Here is a 14,460-nt window from a genome sequence, read left to right as displayed (position 1 = left end):
GCGCCCCGGACGGTAGTCGAGCGGGCTCAGTCCACCAGCGAGGCGGCGAACACGTGGGGGGTGAAGCCGGTCAGATCCCCGATCCCCTCGCCCTGGCCGAGCAGCTTCACGGGGATGCCGGTCTTCTCCTGCACCGCCAGCACGAAGCCGCCCTTGGCGGAGCCGTCGAGCTTGGTGAGCACCAGCCCGGTCACCCCGGCGTGCTCGAGGAACGCCTGCGCCTGCATCACGCCGTTCTGACCCGTGGTGGCGTCCAGCACCAGCAGCACCTCGCTGATCGGCGCCTGCTTCTCGATCACCCGGCGGATCTTGGTGAGCTCGTCCATGAGCCCGCCCTTGGTGTGGAGCCGGCCGGCGGTGTCTACCAGCACGATCTCCGTGCCGGTGCGCTTGGCGTAGTCGATCGTCTGGAAGGCGACGGATGCCGGGTCCTGCCCTTCCTGCTGGGGCCGGACGATGGCCGCTCCCCCGCGTTCGGCCCAGGTGGCGAGCTGGTCGACGGCGGCGGCACGGAAGGTGTCTGCGGCGCCCACCACGACGGAGCGGTCGTAGCGCTTCAGGAAGTTCGCGAACTTGCCGATCGTTGTGGTCTTGCCGACCCCGTTGACCCCGACGACGAGCACGACCGCGGGCCGCTCGGTCAGCTTCAACGTCGTGTCGAACTGGGCGAAATGCTCCTCGAGGGTCTCTTTGAGCATGCGCTGGAGGTCGCGGGGATCGGTCGTGCGGAACCGCTCCACCTTCTCGCGGAGCTCGTCGACGATGCGCTCGGTGATGTCGGGGCCGAAGTCCGCGGTGAGAAGTGCGGTCTCGAGGTCGTCCCACGTCGTCTCGTCGATCGTCGGCTTGACGAACACGTTGCGCAGCGCGCGTCCGAGCGACCAGGAACCCTCTGCCATGGCTCCAGCCTACGGTCAGCTCGCCACGGGCTCGCGCTCGGCGGCGCGGTCGACGACCCGCTGACCGACGACCGCCGACACGCCGTCCTGACGCATCGAGACGCCGTACAGGGCGTCGGCGATCTCCATGGTGCGCTTCTGATGGGTGATGACGATGAGCTGGCTCGAGACCCGCAGCTGCTCGAAGACACCGAGCAGGCGGCCGAGGTTCGCGTCGTCGAGGGCCGCCTCCACCTCGTCGAGGATGTAGAACGGGCTCGGGCGCGCCTTGAAGATCGCCGTCAGCAGCGCCACCGCGGCGAGCGAGCGCTCACCGCCGGACAGCAGCGAGAGTCGCTCGATCTTCTTGCCGACCGGACGGACCATGACCTCGATACCGGTCGTGAGCGGCTCGTCCGGCTTGGTGAGGGCGATGCTGCCGGTGCCGCCGGGGAACAGGATCGGGAACACCTCCCCGAACGCGACGCGGGTGTCCTCGAACGCCGCGAGGAAGATCGTCTGCATGCGCTCGTCGAGTTCCTCGATGATCGTCATCAGGTCGCGGCGCGTCTGCGTGAGATCGGCCAGCTGCTCCGTGAGGAACGCATGGCGCTGTTCGAGCGCGGCGAACTCCTCGAGGGCGAGCGGGTTGACCCGGCCGAGCTGCGCGAGCTTGCGCTCCGCGTCCTGCAGCCGCCGACGCTGGGCCGCACGATCGAAGGGGATGCCTTCCGCGGCATCCGAGTCGTCCTCGATCTCACCATCGGGCATGATCGCCTGATCCGGGCCGTATTCCGCAATCAGAATGTCCTCGTCGAGGCCGAGCTCCGATCCCACCCGCTCGAGCAGGCTCGTCACGTGCAGCCGCTTCTCGTGGATCTGCAGTTCCAGACCGTGGACGCTCTCGGTGAGCCCGGCGAGGCGCTCGCGCACCCCGGCCTCCTGCTGGCGCAGCTCGCCCAGCTCCGCCGTGAGGGCGGTGCGTGCCGACTCCGCCGTCGCGAGCTCGACGCGGGACTGCGTCACGGAGCGGTCGACGGAGTCCATCAGGGCGGGCAGCTGACCGGCGACCTCGGCGGCGACCTCGCGCTGCATCCGCCGGATCACCGCGCGTCGCGCGGCCTCCTCGGCCGCGGCGCGCTCGCGTTCCCGCTGCTGCTCGAGCGCGACCACGCGTGCCTCGGTGGCCCGCACCCGCTCCTTGAGCGTCTCGACCTCCAGTCGCGCGCGCATCTCGCCGTCGCGTGTGGACTCGAGCTCGTCGAGCAGTCCGTCCCGTGCCGAGGCGTCGAGGATCGGGCGAGGGGCCTGCTCGGCCTCGGCGAGACGATCCCGCGAGGACTGCGCTGCGGCGGCGGCATCGTCGACCGCCGACGCGGCCTGCCGGAGGCCCGCCGCGAGCCGATCGCACTCGGCGACGGCGGCCTCGTGCCGCACGGTCGCCCGATTGAGCTTCTCGGCGTGGGCGGCCAGAGCGGCATCGTGGGCACGGAGCGCTTCGAGCGACGACTTCGTGCGGTGCCGCGCCGCTCCGAGCGCCGCGACCTTCTCGCCGAGCGCCTCGCGCAGCGAGTCGGCGATGACGGTGACCTCGGAGAGCCGCTCGGCCGCGGCATCCCGCTCCGCCGCCAGCTCGAGCCGGGATCGTGCGGTGCCCGAGCCGGCCCGGATCGTGCGCTCGGTGACGAGCTCGCCGTCGCGCGTGACGACCGTGACGGGCCCTCCCGTCGAGGCATCGCCGTACCGGGCGACCGCCGCGGCGGCCGCGTCGAGGTCGTCGGCGATCGCGACGAACGACAGGATGCCGCGCACGCCGTCGGGCGCCGAGACCACCGACAGTGCGGGCACGACACCCGCGATATCGGGCAGCGCGGCCCGCTCCGGCGGCCCATCGGCGATCACGAGGTCGACCACTCCGAGGTCTCCTCCGCGCAGGCTCCGGGCCACGGCGACGGCATGCGCGCGGTCGTCGACGAGGACGCCCTCGGCCAGCGGGCCGAGCACGGCGGCGATCGCCGCCTCGTAACCCGGAGTGACCTGCACCGTGTCGCCCACGATGCCCTGCACCCCCACGGCGCCCCGGTCGATCAGCTCCGTCGCGCCGTTCTTCACCTCGAGAGCGCGCCCGAGTGCGCGGGCCTGGGCGGTGAGCGCCTCGGCCTCGCGCTCGGCCGCGTGCAGGCGCTCGCGGAGCGAGCCCACGGCCGACTCGGTGTCGGCGGACTCGCGCTGTGCGCGCTCGTACTCGGCGGCGTGCTCGGCCGACGACTCCTCAGGCACCAGGTCGGGGTTGGCGGCGGCCAGCTCCTCCTCCGCCTGTGCGCGGCGTTCGGTCGCCGCGTCCAGTGCGCGCTGCTGACGCTCGACGGCGGTCTGTACGGCCGAGAGGGCGGATGCCGCGGCCTCCGCCGATCCGCGCAGGGCGGTCAGTCGCATGTCGTGCTCGGAGACGAGGGCGCTCTGCGCGGCGATGTCGGTGTCGAGCGCGTCGAGCTCGGCCCTGGCGCGGACGACGTCGCGGGATGCCGCCTGGGCGGCGTCCTGCGCGTCGCCCAGCCCCATCGCGATCTCGTCGATCTCATCGCGGGCGGCATCGATCACGGACTGCGAGACCGTCACGTGCTCGACCGCGGCGTCGTCGTCGGCACCCAGCAGCGCCAGGCGCTGCCCGGCCAGCGTGTACAGACCGCGGAGCCGCTCCTGCACCCGTTCCAGGGCGAAGGCGGTCGCCCGAGCGGCGTCGACCGCTTCCGAGCGCTGATCGGCTTCGAGGGCGGCGATACGCGCACGGAGATTCTCGCCGCGGTCCTGCAGCACGAGGCGTTCGGCGTGACGCTCCTGCTCGCTGCGGGCGTGACCCTCGAGCGCCGTGCGGAGCCCCACCAGCTCGTCGGCGAACAGCCGCGCCTTCGCATCGCGCACGACGGCGGCGATCGTGGCGGCTTCGCGCGCGATCTCGGCCTGCCTCCCGAGCGGCTTCAGCTGCCGGCGCAGTTCGCCCGCCAGGTCGCTGAGGCGCGTGAGGTTGGACTCCATCGCCTCCAGCTTGCGGAGGGTCTTCTCCTTGCGGCGGCGGTGCTTGAGGATGCCCGCCGCCTCCTCGATGAATCCACGGCGATCCTCGGGGGAGGCCTGCAGCACACTGTCGAGCCGCCCCTGACCGACGATGACGTGCATCTCGCGGCCGAGCCCCGAATCGCTCAGCAGCTCCTGCACGTCGAGCAGGCGACAGGAGTCGCCGTTGATCGCGTACTCGCTCGCGCCGTTGCGGAACAGCGTGCGGCTGATCGTCACCTCGGAGTACTCGATGGGCAGCGCACCGTCGCTGTTGTCGATCGTGAGCTGCACCTCCGCGCGGCCGAGCGGCCCCCGCGTCGCGGTTCCGGCGAAGATGACGTCCTCCATCTTGCCGCCGCGCAGCGTCTTGGCGCCCTGCTCCCCCATCACCCAGGCGAGCGCGTCCACGACGTTCGACTTCCCCGACCCGTTGGGCCCGACGATCGCGGTCACCCCGGGCTCCAGCGCGAACGTGGTCGGCTGCGCGAACGACTTGAACCCTTTGAGCGTCACGCTCTTCAGGTACATGCAGCCGTCCTTCCACCTCGGGGGATCATCGCCCCACGGTACCCGAGATCCGCGCCAGCGCTGGGATGGCGAGCCGGAGGAGCACGACGCGCGGCGCCCGTCGACACGCCCGGACGTCCACCGGTTCTGGGAGTTCGCCTTGACGAGCGCCGCGATGCGCGCTACCGTCGGTGCTCGCGTCAGAAGTCGAAAGGAGGTCACCATCATGATGACGAACATCAGCACGCCAGTTCGCGAGGGCTTCGCCCCGCTCGCTGCGCACGTCAGCCGCGTTCCGTTCGCAGGAATCGCAGGCGGGGTGACCGACTCCTTCTGCGCCTTCCCGGCCGCGACCGCTTAGGCACCGCGCAGGAGGACTCCGTCCGCCGCAGGTCCGCGATCTCGATCGCCTGACCGCGTCGCACGCGTCCCGCCCGCTCCGCTCCCCCGTTCGGGGCCCGCGCAGCATCCTCCTCCCCGCCGCCCGCCGCGCTTCGGCGCACCGTTCCGACGTCCGCGTCGCGACGCGGACGTGCGGCATCCTCCGGGCACATCCGCCCACCCGCCACTCACCGGAAGAGCATCACCATGCACACCTCCACCCTTCATCGTCGCCCTCACCAACAGACCGAGGTCGACACCGTCCACGTCGCGGTTCCCGCGCTCGACCACCGCAGCACCCTGTCCGACCGACTGTCACTGCGTCTCGGCCTGTGGCTGCTGCTGGGCTCGGCCCGACGCGCCGCCCGGCGCGAGGACGGCCTCGACCACGAGCGACGCCGCGTGCACGAGCAGCTCGTGCAGCAGTACGACCGCGACGTCGCGCACGCCCAGCTCCTGCTGGCGACGCGCGCGTGGCGCTGATGCCGGCGCCGCACACCGCGTGCGGACCGGAGCCCCGTCTCCGGTCCGCGCGCGGAACCCGAATCCTCCCCCGCTGATCCGCCTCCACGAAAGACGTACGATGTCGACCATCGCCCCCGCCGGCCTCGAGTTCCGGCTCCTGACGATCCCTGCCACGCTCGACGACTCCGCCGACGCGGCCGATTTCCGCACGCTCACCCAGCTGCGCAACATCGTCTACCGCGAGATCTCCGGGCACGACGACCATGCGCTGCCCGCCGAGGAGCTGCTGCCGTTCTACGCGCCCGACGACTACCAGATCCGCCACCTGTGGCTCGTGCTGCACGATGGGCGTCCGGTCGGTCGCGCCGGGGTGGACATCCCGCTCGAGAAGGGATCCAAAGTCGCCTTCTGGCTGATCGAGCTGCGGCGGGATGCCTGGAGCCAGGGCATCGGCTCCGCCGCCCACGCTCTGGTCGAGCAGACCGCGCGCTCGTTCGGACGCACGGTGCTGCAGGCATGGGCCGAGCACCCCGATGCGCCCGGACCGCGGCTGGATCCGCCGACCCGGTACGGCAGCATCCCGCGCGATCACATCGCCCGTTTCTTCCTCCGCCACGGGTACGCGCTGGAGCAGATCGAGCGCAACAGCGCCTTCGACCTCGGCGGCTCGTTCGAGACGGTCGACCGTCTCGCCGCCGAGGCGCGTGCCGCCTCGACGGACTACCGCGTCGTGCAATGGCAGGCGCCGACTCCTCCCGAGTTCGTGGCCGGCTACGGCTGGATGAAATCGCGGATGATCACCGACGCGCCGTCGGCCGCGATGGAGTTCGACGAGGAGGTGTGGGATGCCGCGCGCGTCGCCCGGCACGACGCCCTGTACATCGATGCCGGGCGCGTCCTGCACGTGACCGCGGCGCAGCACATCGCCACCGGCGAGCTGTGCGCGTTCAACGAGCTGGTGATCGGGAAGGACCGCACACGCGCGACCCAGCAGGAGGACACCCTCGTGCTGAAGGAGCATCGCGGTCACCGCCTCGGCATGCTCGTCAAGTGCGAGAACCTCCGCGCCTGGCGCGCGATCGCCCCCGACTCACCCCGTGTCCTCACCTACAACGCAGAGGAGAACCGTCCGATGCTCGACATCAACGAGACGATCGGGTTCGCACCGATCGCCTACGAGGGCGCCTGGAAGAAGGTGCTCGATGACTGAGACGCTCACGATCACGCGCATCCCGGTGCCCGACAGCCTCGACGCACCCGACGCGCGCCTGTTCCGCGCGATCGCCTCGCTGGGCACGCTCGTGTGCCGACACGAATCCGGGCTGACGGACTTCGACCAGACACCCGAGGAGATCCTCCCCGGGTGGCAGGACCAGAAGGATCGCACCCAGGTCGGCTACGCGGCGGAACGCGACGGCGACGTCGTCGGCGTCGTCACGATCTCGATCCCGCACGCCGAGGGCAACCGCAGCCTCGAGTTCGAGCACCTGGTGCATCCGGATCGCTGGGGCGACGGCATCGAGCAGGCTCTGCTCGCGGTGGTGGAGGACGAGGCGCGCAGCCGCGGCATCCCGGTGATCCAGTGCTACACACTGCATCGCGCGGGGACTCCCGCCGACCCGCTGGTGCCGGGAACCGGATGGGGATCGGTACCCGCCGACGACCGTCAGTCGCGATTGCTGCTCGCTGCGGGGTTCACCCTCGAGCAGGTCGAGCGCAACAGCACGCTCGACCTCGCCCAGCCGCTGGACGAGGTCGCGCTCCGTCTCGCGGAGGCGGAACGCGCCGCGGGCGCCGACTACCGGCGCGTCGAGTGGACCAGCCCGACACCTCCGCATCTCGCGGCGAGCTTCGGATACACCGTGTCGCGCATGTCCACCGACGTCCCCTCGGGCGACCTCGAGTGGGCGGAGGAGGTCTGGGACGTCGATCGTGTCGAACGACGCGACGCACGCCTCGCCGCGAGCGGGATGACGGTGTCGATCGCGGCCGTCGAGCACGTGCCGACCGGGTCGATCGTGGCGTACAACGAACTCGCCGTGAGCGCCGACCCCGGCGCGACGACCCACCAGTGGGGCACGCTCGTGCTGAAGGAGCATCGCGGTCACCGGCTCGGCACGATCGTGAAGTGCGCGAACATCCTGCGCTGGCGGGATCTCGTGCCCGGGAGCCCGCGCATCTCGACGTTCAACGCCGAGGAGAACCGTCCGATGCTCGACATCAACGAGGCCATCGGGTTCGTGCCGGCATCGTACGCCGGCGCGTGGAAGAAGGTGCTCGACCTCGGCGCCGCCTGACTCAGGCGGATGCCGCGGGACGAGGCATCCTCTGGCAGTGCGGGCAGTAGTGGCTCGAGCGGTTCATGAACGACACGCGCACGATCGGACGTCCGCAGCGGCCGCACGGCTGGCCCGTGCGGCCGTAGGCGTTCAAGGAGTGCGCGAAGTAGCCGGCCTGCCCGTTGACGTTGACGTACTGCGCGTCGAAGCTCGTGCCGCCTTCGGCCAGTGCCCTGTCGAGCACTGCGCGCACCTCGGCGAGGATGCGGTGCACGGTACGCGTCGACAGCGTCGCGGCGACGGTCTCGGGGTGCACGCGCGCCGCCCACAGCGCCTCGTCGGCGTAGATGTTGCCGATGCCGCTCACCGTGCTCTGATCGAGCAGCACCCGTTTGACGGCCGAGTTCTTCGCCGCGAGCGCAGCGCGGAACCGCCGCTCGTCGAACGCCGCGTCGAGCGGGTCGCGGGCGATGTGCGCGACCTGACCGGGGACGGATGCCGCGTCGGTGCCCCAGCCGCCGGGAGCCCCGTCGGGCGTGGCGACGAGCGGGTCGATCGCGAGGGAGCCGAACGTGCGCTGATCGGCGAAGACCACCGCGAGCTCGCCGTGGACGGGATGGGCGATATCGATGCGGACGCGCTCATGCCGCTCGGCCGGTGCACCCGGAGCGCGCAGCAGCAGCTGTCCGCTCATTCCCAGATGACCGACGACGGCGTGCACGGGCTGGGCGCCCGGCTCGTCGAGGGGCAGCCAGAGGAACTTCCCGCGGCGCGCGGCGCCGGTGAGACGGCGGCCGGTCAGTGCCTGCTCGAACTGCGCTCCGCTGCCGGAGTGCCGGATCAGCGCCCGCTCGTCGAGGACGGTCACGCCGAGGACGGTGGCTCCGGCGACAGCCGGCTGAAGGCCGGCGCGGACGACCTCGACCTCGGGAAGCTCGGGCACGTCAGGCCCGGCTGCTGAGGGTCCGCCAGGCGAGGAGCGCCGCGGCCATCTCGGCCTGCTTCTTGCTCGACCCGACCCCCTCCGCGGCGACCTCTCCGACCCGGACGGTGGCGGTGAACCGTCGGTCGTGGTCGGGTCCCGCGGACTCGATCGAGTAGGTCGGCGGGCCGACCCCGGTGCGGGCGGCGAGCTCCTGCAGGCTCGTCTTCGGGTCCATCGCGGCTCCGTGGCGCTCGGGGTCGGCGAGCAGGGGTTCGACCAGTCGCAGAACCAGGGCGGTCGCAGCATCCGGGCCCGCCGACAGGAACGTGGCGCCGATCACCGCTTCCATGGTGTCGGCGAGGATGGAGTCCTTGTCGCGTCCGCCGGTCTGATCCTCGCCGCGACCGAGGAAGATGTGATCACCCAGCCCGATGGTGCGGGCGACCTCGGCGAGGGCGATCGTCGAGACGACGCTGGCGCGGCGCTTGGCGAGGGCGCCTTCTTCCAGTTCGGGGTGCGCGGTGAACAGTCGCACCGTCACCGCCTGCCCGAGCACCGAGTCGCCGAGGAACTCGAGGCGCTCGTTGTGCGGACCCTGACCGTGCTCGTACGCCCACGACCGGTGCGTCAGCGCCAGCGACAGAAGCTCGGGGTCGATGTCGACCCCGAGCTTGTCGGTGAGACCCGCCGGAGCGGCGTCTTCTGCGGTGACGTCGGTCACGATCTGCCGGTACGGCGGATCAGACGTCGGCGACCTTGCGGCCCTTGTACTCCAGGAACAGCTCGGTGCCCTGCGAGTCGGTCACGACCTTGGCCTGGTGCGGACGGCTGTAGACGACCTTGCCGTTCTCGACCGTCTTCACCAGGGCGGTGGGCTCCGCCTTCCACTGCGCGCGGCGCGAGCGGGTGTTGGAACGGGAGACTTTCCGCTTCGGGGGGTTACCTGCCATGACTAGCTCTCTTCTGTGTTCTCGACGATATCGGCGGCGCGGGGCGCCGTCTTCGTCGTCGGGGTCTGTGTGTAGTCCTGGAGCGCGGCCCATCGTGGATCGAGAGGCTCGCGCTGCTCTGTGCCGGCGGTAGAGGTCAGCCGCTCACCCGTGATCGGGTCGAGCCCGGGGCAGTCCGGCTGACACACCGGTTGAAACGGAAGCGACAGGACCATCGCATCCCTGACCAGAGTTTCAAGATCCACGTGGTCGTCTTGAACCTCGAAGTCAGATGTCTCTTCACCAGGATACGCGAAAAGCTCCTGAAACTCGACTTCGACGGGCCGGGCGATGTCGGTGAGGCACCGGCCGCAGACGCCGACGTACTCCGCCGCCGCAGTGCCGGACACGAGGATGCCCTCGTGCACGGACTCCGCGCGGGCGTCGATCTCGATCGGGTCGCCCTGCGGGACCGCCACGAGTCCCTCACCCCATTTCTCGGGCGCGGGCACTTCGATCTCGAACTCCCGCATCTCGCCGGGGCGTTGCACGATGTCGCGCACATGCAGCGCGAAAGGTCCTGGTCGATGCCGTCTCACGAGGGACCATCGTACCGGCGCCCCGCCGTGAGGGCGCCGACCGTGCTCAGGCGCTGCGACGCTCGGGATCGAGGAAGCGCGCGACGGCGGGCGGGACGAACGGAGACACGTCGCCCCCGAGTCCGGCGACCTGGCGCACGAGCGAGCTCGAGACCAGAGCGTGGGCGGGATCGGGAAGCAGGAAGACCGTCTCGACGTGAGCCAGGTGGCGGTTGACGATCGCCATCGGCGTCTCGTAGGCGACGTCGACCTGCGAGCGGATGCCCTTGACGAGCACTCCCGCGTTCACGTCGGTCGCGTAGTCCACCAGCAGCCCCATGCTCCACGACGCGACGATCACGTCGCCGTCGATGTCGCTCTCGTCGATGGACTGCTCCAGCAGGGCGAGTCGCTGCGCCAGCGGCAGCATCGCCTCCTTGCCGGGGTTGTGCACGACCAGCACATGCAGCTGGTCGTAGAGCGAGGCCGCACGACGGATCACGTCGAGGTGACCGAGGGTCGGCGGATCGAAGGATCCGGGAACGACGGCGATCCGGCTGTTCATGTGACCAGCCTAGCCAGGCCCTCGGTATGGATCCGCTGTGCGTCAGTTCTTCGCGAGCGCCGCGCGCTCGGTCGAGGTCACCCGACGCTCGATCGCCGCCGCGAGCCCGCGGTGGCGCTGGAGTGCCGGATCGGCCTCGAGGACCCGCTCGGCCTCGGCGCGGGCGTCGGCGATGAGGTCGGCATCCTTCACCACCCGCAGCAGCCGCAGAGACGAGCGCGCGCCCGACTGCGCGTCGCCGAGCACGTCGCCCTCGCCGCGGAGTGTGAGATCGACCTCGGCGAGCTCGAAACCGTCGGTGGTCGCCGCGACAGCGTCGACCCGGTCGCGGGCCGGAGTTCCGAGGGCGGCCTCGGTGACCAGCAGGCACAGCCCGGGCACCTCCCCCCGACCGACGCGGCCACGCAGCTGGTGAAGCTGCGAGACGCCGAACCGGTCGGCCTCGAGGATGGCCATCGTCGACGCGTTCGGCACGTCGACGCCCACCTCCACCACCGTGGTCGCCACGAGCACGTCGATCTCGCCGCGCGCGAACGCCTGCATGACCGCATCCTTCTGCTCGGAGGGCATCTTGCCGTGCAGGATCTCGACACGGATCGATGCATACGACGGATGCCTCGACAGCATGTCGGCCGCCTGCACGACACCCCACCGGGTGCGGGTCTGCTCGCCCTCGACGGATTCGACGACCTCGTCGTCGGTGTCGTCGGCCACGGATGCCTCGGCGTCGATCGCCGCGCACACGACGAAGGCCTGGTGCCCCTTGCCGACCTCTTCGGCGATGCGGTCCCAGACGCGCGCGAACCAGGCCGGCTTCTCGGCGAGGGGCGCGACGAAGCTCTGGATGCCGGCACGCCCGGCGGGGAGCGTGCGGATGGTGGACACGTCGAGGTCCCCGAACACGGTCATCGCGACGGTGCGGGGAATCGGTGTCGCCGTGAGCACCAGCGCGTGCGGCGCCATGCCCTTGGAGCGCAGCACCTCGCGCTGCTCGACGCCGAAGCGGTGCTGCTCGTCGACCACGACGAGTCCGAGGTCGGCGAACGTCGTCGATTCGCTCAGGAGCGCGTGGGTGCCGACCACGATGAGCGACTGCCCCGAGGCTGCGCGCAGCGCCGCCTTCCGGCGCTCGGCCGCGGGGAGCTGTCCGGTGAGCAGCGTCGGCATGAGCTCGGGCGCGAGCTTCGGCCCCAGCATGCGGGCGATCGAGCGCACGTGCTGCGCCGCCAGCACCTCGGTCGGGGCGATGAGGGCCGACTGCCCGCCGCTCTCGGCGACCTGCAGCATCGCGCGCAGGGCGACGAGCGTCTTGCCCGAGCCGACCTCCCCCTGCACGAGCCGGTTCATCGGCCAGTCGCCGACCATGTCGCGCTCGACGCGGTCGCCGACGGAGACCTGGTCGGGGGTGCGCTCGAACGGGAGCCCTGCGTCGAAGCGCGCCAGCAGCCCGCCGTTCCGGGACGGTCGCGCGGTCGCGGACAGGGCGCGGACGAACTGCCGCTGCTGCAGGAGGGCGGCCTGCAGGACGAACGCCTCGTGCATGCGCAGAGTCTCGCGAGCCGGTTCGATCTGATCCTCGAAGTCGGGGCGGTGGATGCGCTCGATGGCGCTGCGGGCATCGAGCAGGCCGCGCCGCGCCCGGAACTCGTCGGGGAGCGGGTCGGGTACCGCGCCGAGGGCGTCGAGCACGAGGGCGACGATCTTGGTGAACTGCCAGCTCGCCACGGTGCTGGTGGCCGGATAGATCGGGATCGGCAGGTTGGCGTTCGCCTCCGCCGTCAGGCGCGCCTGCTCCTCGTCGTCGAACAGCTCGTAGTCGGGGTGGGCGAGCTGCTTCGCGCCGCGGTACTCCCCCACCTTGCCCGAGAAGATCCCCCGGCGCCCGGGCTGCAGGTCCTTCATCCGCCACGCCTGGTTGAAGAACGTGAGCGACAGCTCGCCGTGGCCGTCGCTGATCACGACCTCCAGCAGCGAGCCCTTGCGGTTCTGCATGCGCCGTTCCGACGATCGTCGCACCTCCGCGACGATCGTGACCGGCTCTCCCAACGGCAGCGAGGAGATGGGTGTCAACTCGCCGCGGCGCGCGTACCGGCGCGGGTAGTGGGCGAGCGCGTCGCCGACCGTGCGCATGTCGAAGGCGCGCTCCAGGGTCGCGGCCGTCTTGCCCCCGACGACGCCGTCCAGGCGCGACTCGAGGGACACTTCCGGCATGCTCCGAGCATAGGCCGCGCCCCGACGCCCCACCTTCTCCTCGCGAGGGGACGCGGTTCGTCGTCCCACGCCGGCCCGACCCGACGTTCCGGGTCCCCTCGGCCCAGCGCGGTCGCCGATATCGTGGGTGGCGTGACGCGCATCATCTCGGGGCGAGCGGGCGGCATCGCCCTGGAGGTGCCTGCCGCGGGCACGCGGCCGACGAGCGACCGGGTGCGCGAGTCGCTCTTCGGAGCGCTGGAGTCCGCGGACGCCGTCGACGGCGCGCACGTGCTCGACCTGTACGCCGGGTCGGGGGCGTTGGGCCTGGAGGCACTCAGCCGGGGTGCGGCATCCGTCGATCTCGTGGAGAAGGCACCGCAGGCGGCGACGATCGCGCAGCGCAACGCCGACCGGGTCGCGAGGGCGGTGGGCGCGGCGGCACCCGCGCGGGTCCACCGCAGCAGTGTCGCGGCCTTCCTACGGCCGGGGCGGGGACCGTACGACCTCGTCCTGCTCGACCCGCCGTACGACCTCAGCGACGCCGAGCTGGGCGAGGCGCTGCTCGGGCTCGCCGAGCTCCTGCACCCCGACGCGGTCGTGGTGGTGGAGCGTGCGCGGCGCTCGGCGGCACCGACGTGGGCGGATGCCGGGCTCGAGCCTCTGCGCGACCGCACGTACGGGGACACCACGATGTGGTGGGGTCAGCCGAGTCCCGCATCCCAATCGCGGTAGGGATCCCAGCCTCCGCGACCCATGGGCTCCGCGCCGTCGACGCGGAGCGCGACGTCGCCCGCGGCCACGACCTTCCCGATCGCCCGGAAGCCGTCGGGAATCGGGTGGTCGGCGGGGAACGTCGCGAGCAGCGCGTGGTCCTCTCCGCCGTCCAACGACGGGCCGGACTCGATCCCGTCGAGCGCGAGGGTGACACCGGATGCCTCGGCGAGGCGCCGTGCGTCCAGCGCCAGGCCGTCCGACACGTCCATGAGGGCGGTCGCGCCCGCCTGTGCCGCCGTGACGCCGAGCGCCACCGGTGGGGTCGGGCGCAGCTGCACGTCGAGGTCGGCGCTCTCGTCCGCCGTGAGAACGGACCGGTCGACGGGGATCGGGTGACCGGAGGCATCCCGGAACCGGTCGAACAGCACCGACAGACCGCGGGCCGCGGCGCCGAGCGTGCCGGCCACGGCGACGACGTCGCCGACGCGCGCTCCACCGCGGCGCACGGGCATGCGTCCGTCCAGCGAACCGAGGGCCGTGACGGCGATCGTGAGCGTGTCGGACACCGTGAGGTCCCCGCCTTCCACGCGGCATCCGGGCGCCAGCGCCTCGCACGCCTCGCGCAGGCCGCGTGCCACCTCCGTCACGAACGACAGCCGGGTGTCGTCGGGCATCGCGAGCGCCACGAGCAGCGCCGTCGGCCGGGCGCCCATCGCCGCGACGTCGGCGAGGTTCACCGCGGCCGCCTTCCAGCCGAGGTCGAACCCGCTCGACCACGCGAGGCGGAAGTCGGGACCGTGCACGAGGGTGTCGGTCGTGGCCACCACACGCGCGTCCGGGGCGGCGATCACGGCCGCGTCGTCGCCGGGGCCCACGAGCGCAGCCGACGGACCGAGAGCCGACAGGATGCTGCGCAGCACCTCGCGTTCGGAGAGGGAGCCCACGGCGGGGTCGGAGTCGATCACCCGTCGAGGGTAGCCCGGGCGGCG

General features: G+C 71.6%; 13 protein-coding genes. 4 read left to right on the top strand and 9 right to left on the bottom strand.

Going from position 1 to position 14,460, the window contains the following annotated elements; genetic code table 11:
- Positions 1-26: 26 nt before the first annotated feature.
- Positions 27-899: a signal recognition particle-docking protein FtsY gene (ftsY, locus tag ACSJDX_RS11110; protein WP_438352739.1), complete on the bottom strand. Its 873-nt coding sequence runs from the start codon at positions 897-899 to the stop codon at positions 27-29.
- A 15-nt stretch (positions 900-914) separates the two neighbouring features.
- Positions 915-4,463 (bottom strand): chromosome segregation protein SMC, encoded by a 3,549-nt coding sequence (smc, locus tag ACSJDX_RS11105; protein WP_438352738.1) that lies wholly within the window; start codon positions 4,461-4,463, stop codon positions 915-917.
- A gap of 567 nt (positions 4,464-5,030) precedes the next feature.
- Between smc and ACSJDX_RS11100 the strand changes: the two genes are divergently transcribed.
- From ACSJDX_RS11100 to ACSJDX_RS11090, 3 genes are all read left to right on the top strand, one after another.
- Positions 5,031-5,306: a hypothetical protein gene (locus tag ACSJDX_RS11100; protein WP_438352737.1), complete on the top strand. Its 276-nt coding sequence runs from the start codon at positions 5,031-5,033 to the stop codon at positions 5,304-5,306.
- A 100-nt stretch (positions 5,307-5,406) separates the two neighbouring features.
- Positions 5,407-6,498, top strand: a complete 1,092-nt coding sequence (locus ACSJDX_RS11095) for a GNAT family N-acetyltransferase (protein ID WP_438352736.1) — start codon at positions 5,407-5,409, stop codon at positions 6,496-6,498.
- Positions 6,491-7,585: a GNAT family N-acetyltransferase gene (locus ACSJDX_RS11090; RefSeq protein WP_438352735.1), complete on the top strand. Its 1,095-nt coding sequence runs from the start codon at positions 6,491-6,493 to the stop codon at positions 7,583-7,585. The genes ACSJDX_RS11095 and ACSJDX_RS11090 overlap by 8 nt, the downstream gene beginning before the upstream one ends.
- Position 7,586: 1 nt before the next feature.
- On the opposite strand, the gene mutM is transcribed toward ACSJDX_RS11090, so the two are convergent.
- From mutM to ACSJDX_RS11060, 6 genes are all read right to left on the bottom strand, one after another.
- Positions 7,587-8,510: a bifunctional DNA-formamidopyrimidine glycosylase/DNA-(apurinic or apyrimidinic site) lyase gene (gene mutM, locus ACSJDX_RS11085; protein WP_438352734.1), complete on the bottom strand. Its 924-nt coding sequence runs from the start codon at positions 8,508-8,510 to the stop codon at positions 7,587-7,589.
- Position 8,511: 1 nt separating this feature from the next.
- Entirely contained in the window at positions 8,512-9,213 is a 702-nt protein-coding gene (gene rnc / locus ACSJDX_RS11080; RefSeq protein WP_438352733.1) for a ribonuclease III, read from the bottom strand.
- A gap of 19 nt (positions 9,214-9,232) precedes the next feature.
- A complete protein-coding gene (rpmF, locus tag ACSJDX_RS11075; protein ID WP_147038560.1) occupies positions 9,233-9,442 on the bottom strand; it encodes a 50S ribosomal protein L32 in 210 nt (69 codons plus the stop codon).
- 2 nt (positions 9,443-9,444) lie between these two features.
- A complete protein-coding gene (locus tag ACSJDX_RS11070) occupies positions 9,445-9,954 on the bottom strand; it encodes a YceD family protein (RefSeq protein ID WP_438354974.1) in 510 nt (169 codons plus the stop codon).
- A 112-nt stretch (positions 9,955-10,066) separates the two neighbouring features.
- A complete protein-coding gene (gene coaD / locus ACSJDX_RS11065; RefSeq protein ID WP_438352732.1) occupies positions 10,067-10,564 on the bottom strand; it encodes a pantetheine-phosphate adenylyltransferase in 498 nt (165 codons plus the stop codon).
- Between the two features lie 42 nt (positions 10,565-10,606).
- A complete protein-coding gene (locus ACSJDX_RS11060; RefSeq protein WP_438352731.1) occupies positions 10,607-12,775 on the bottom strand; it encodes an ATP-dependent DNA helicase RecG in 2,169 nt (722 codons plus the stop codon).
- 132 nt (positions 12,776-12,907) lie between these two features.
- Here ACSJDX_RS11060 and rsmD point away from each other — a divergent pair, with 132 nt between their 5' ends.
- Positions 12,908-13,489, top strand: coding sequence for a 16S rRNA (guanine(966)-N(2))-methyltransferase RsmD (rsmD, locus tag ACSJDX_RS11055; protein WP_438352730.1), 582 nt, complete (start codon positions 12,908-12,910; stop codon positions 13,487-13,489).
- Here the strand turns inward: rsmD and thiL are convergent.
- Positions 13,459-14,436: a thiamine-phosphate kinase gene (gene thiL / locus ACSJDX_RS11050; protein WP_438352729.1), complete on the bottom strand. Its 978-nt coding sequence runs from the start codon at positions 14,434-14,436 to the stop codon at positions 13,459-13,461. The genes rsmD and thiL overlap by 31 nt on opposite strands.
- Positions 14,437-14,460 lie beyond the last annotated feature (24 nt).

Source organism: Microbacterium fluminis, assembly GCF_051549805.1.
Taxonomy (GTDB): domain Bacteria; phylum Actinomycetota; class Actinomycetes; order Actinomycetales; family Microbacteriaceae; genus Microbacterium.
Note: the sequence above shows the minus strand (reverse complement) of the source record. Positions and strands in the feature narration are given on the sequence as shown.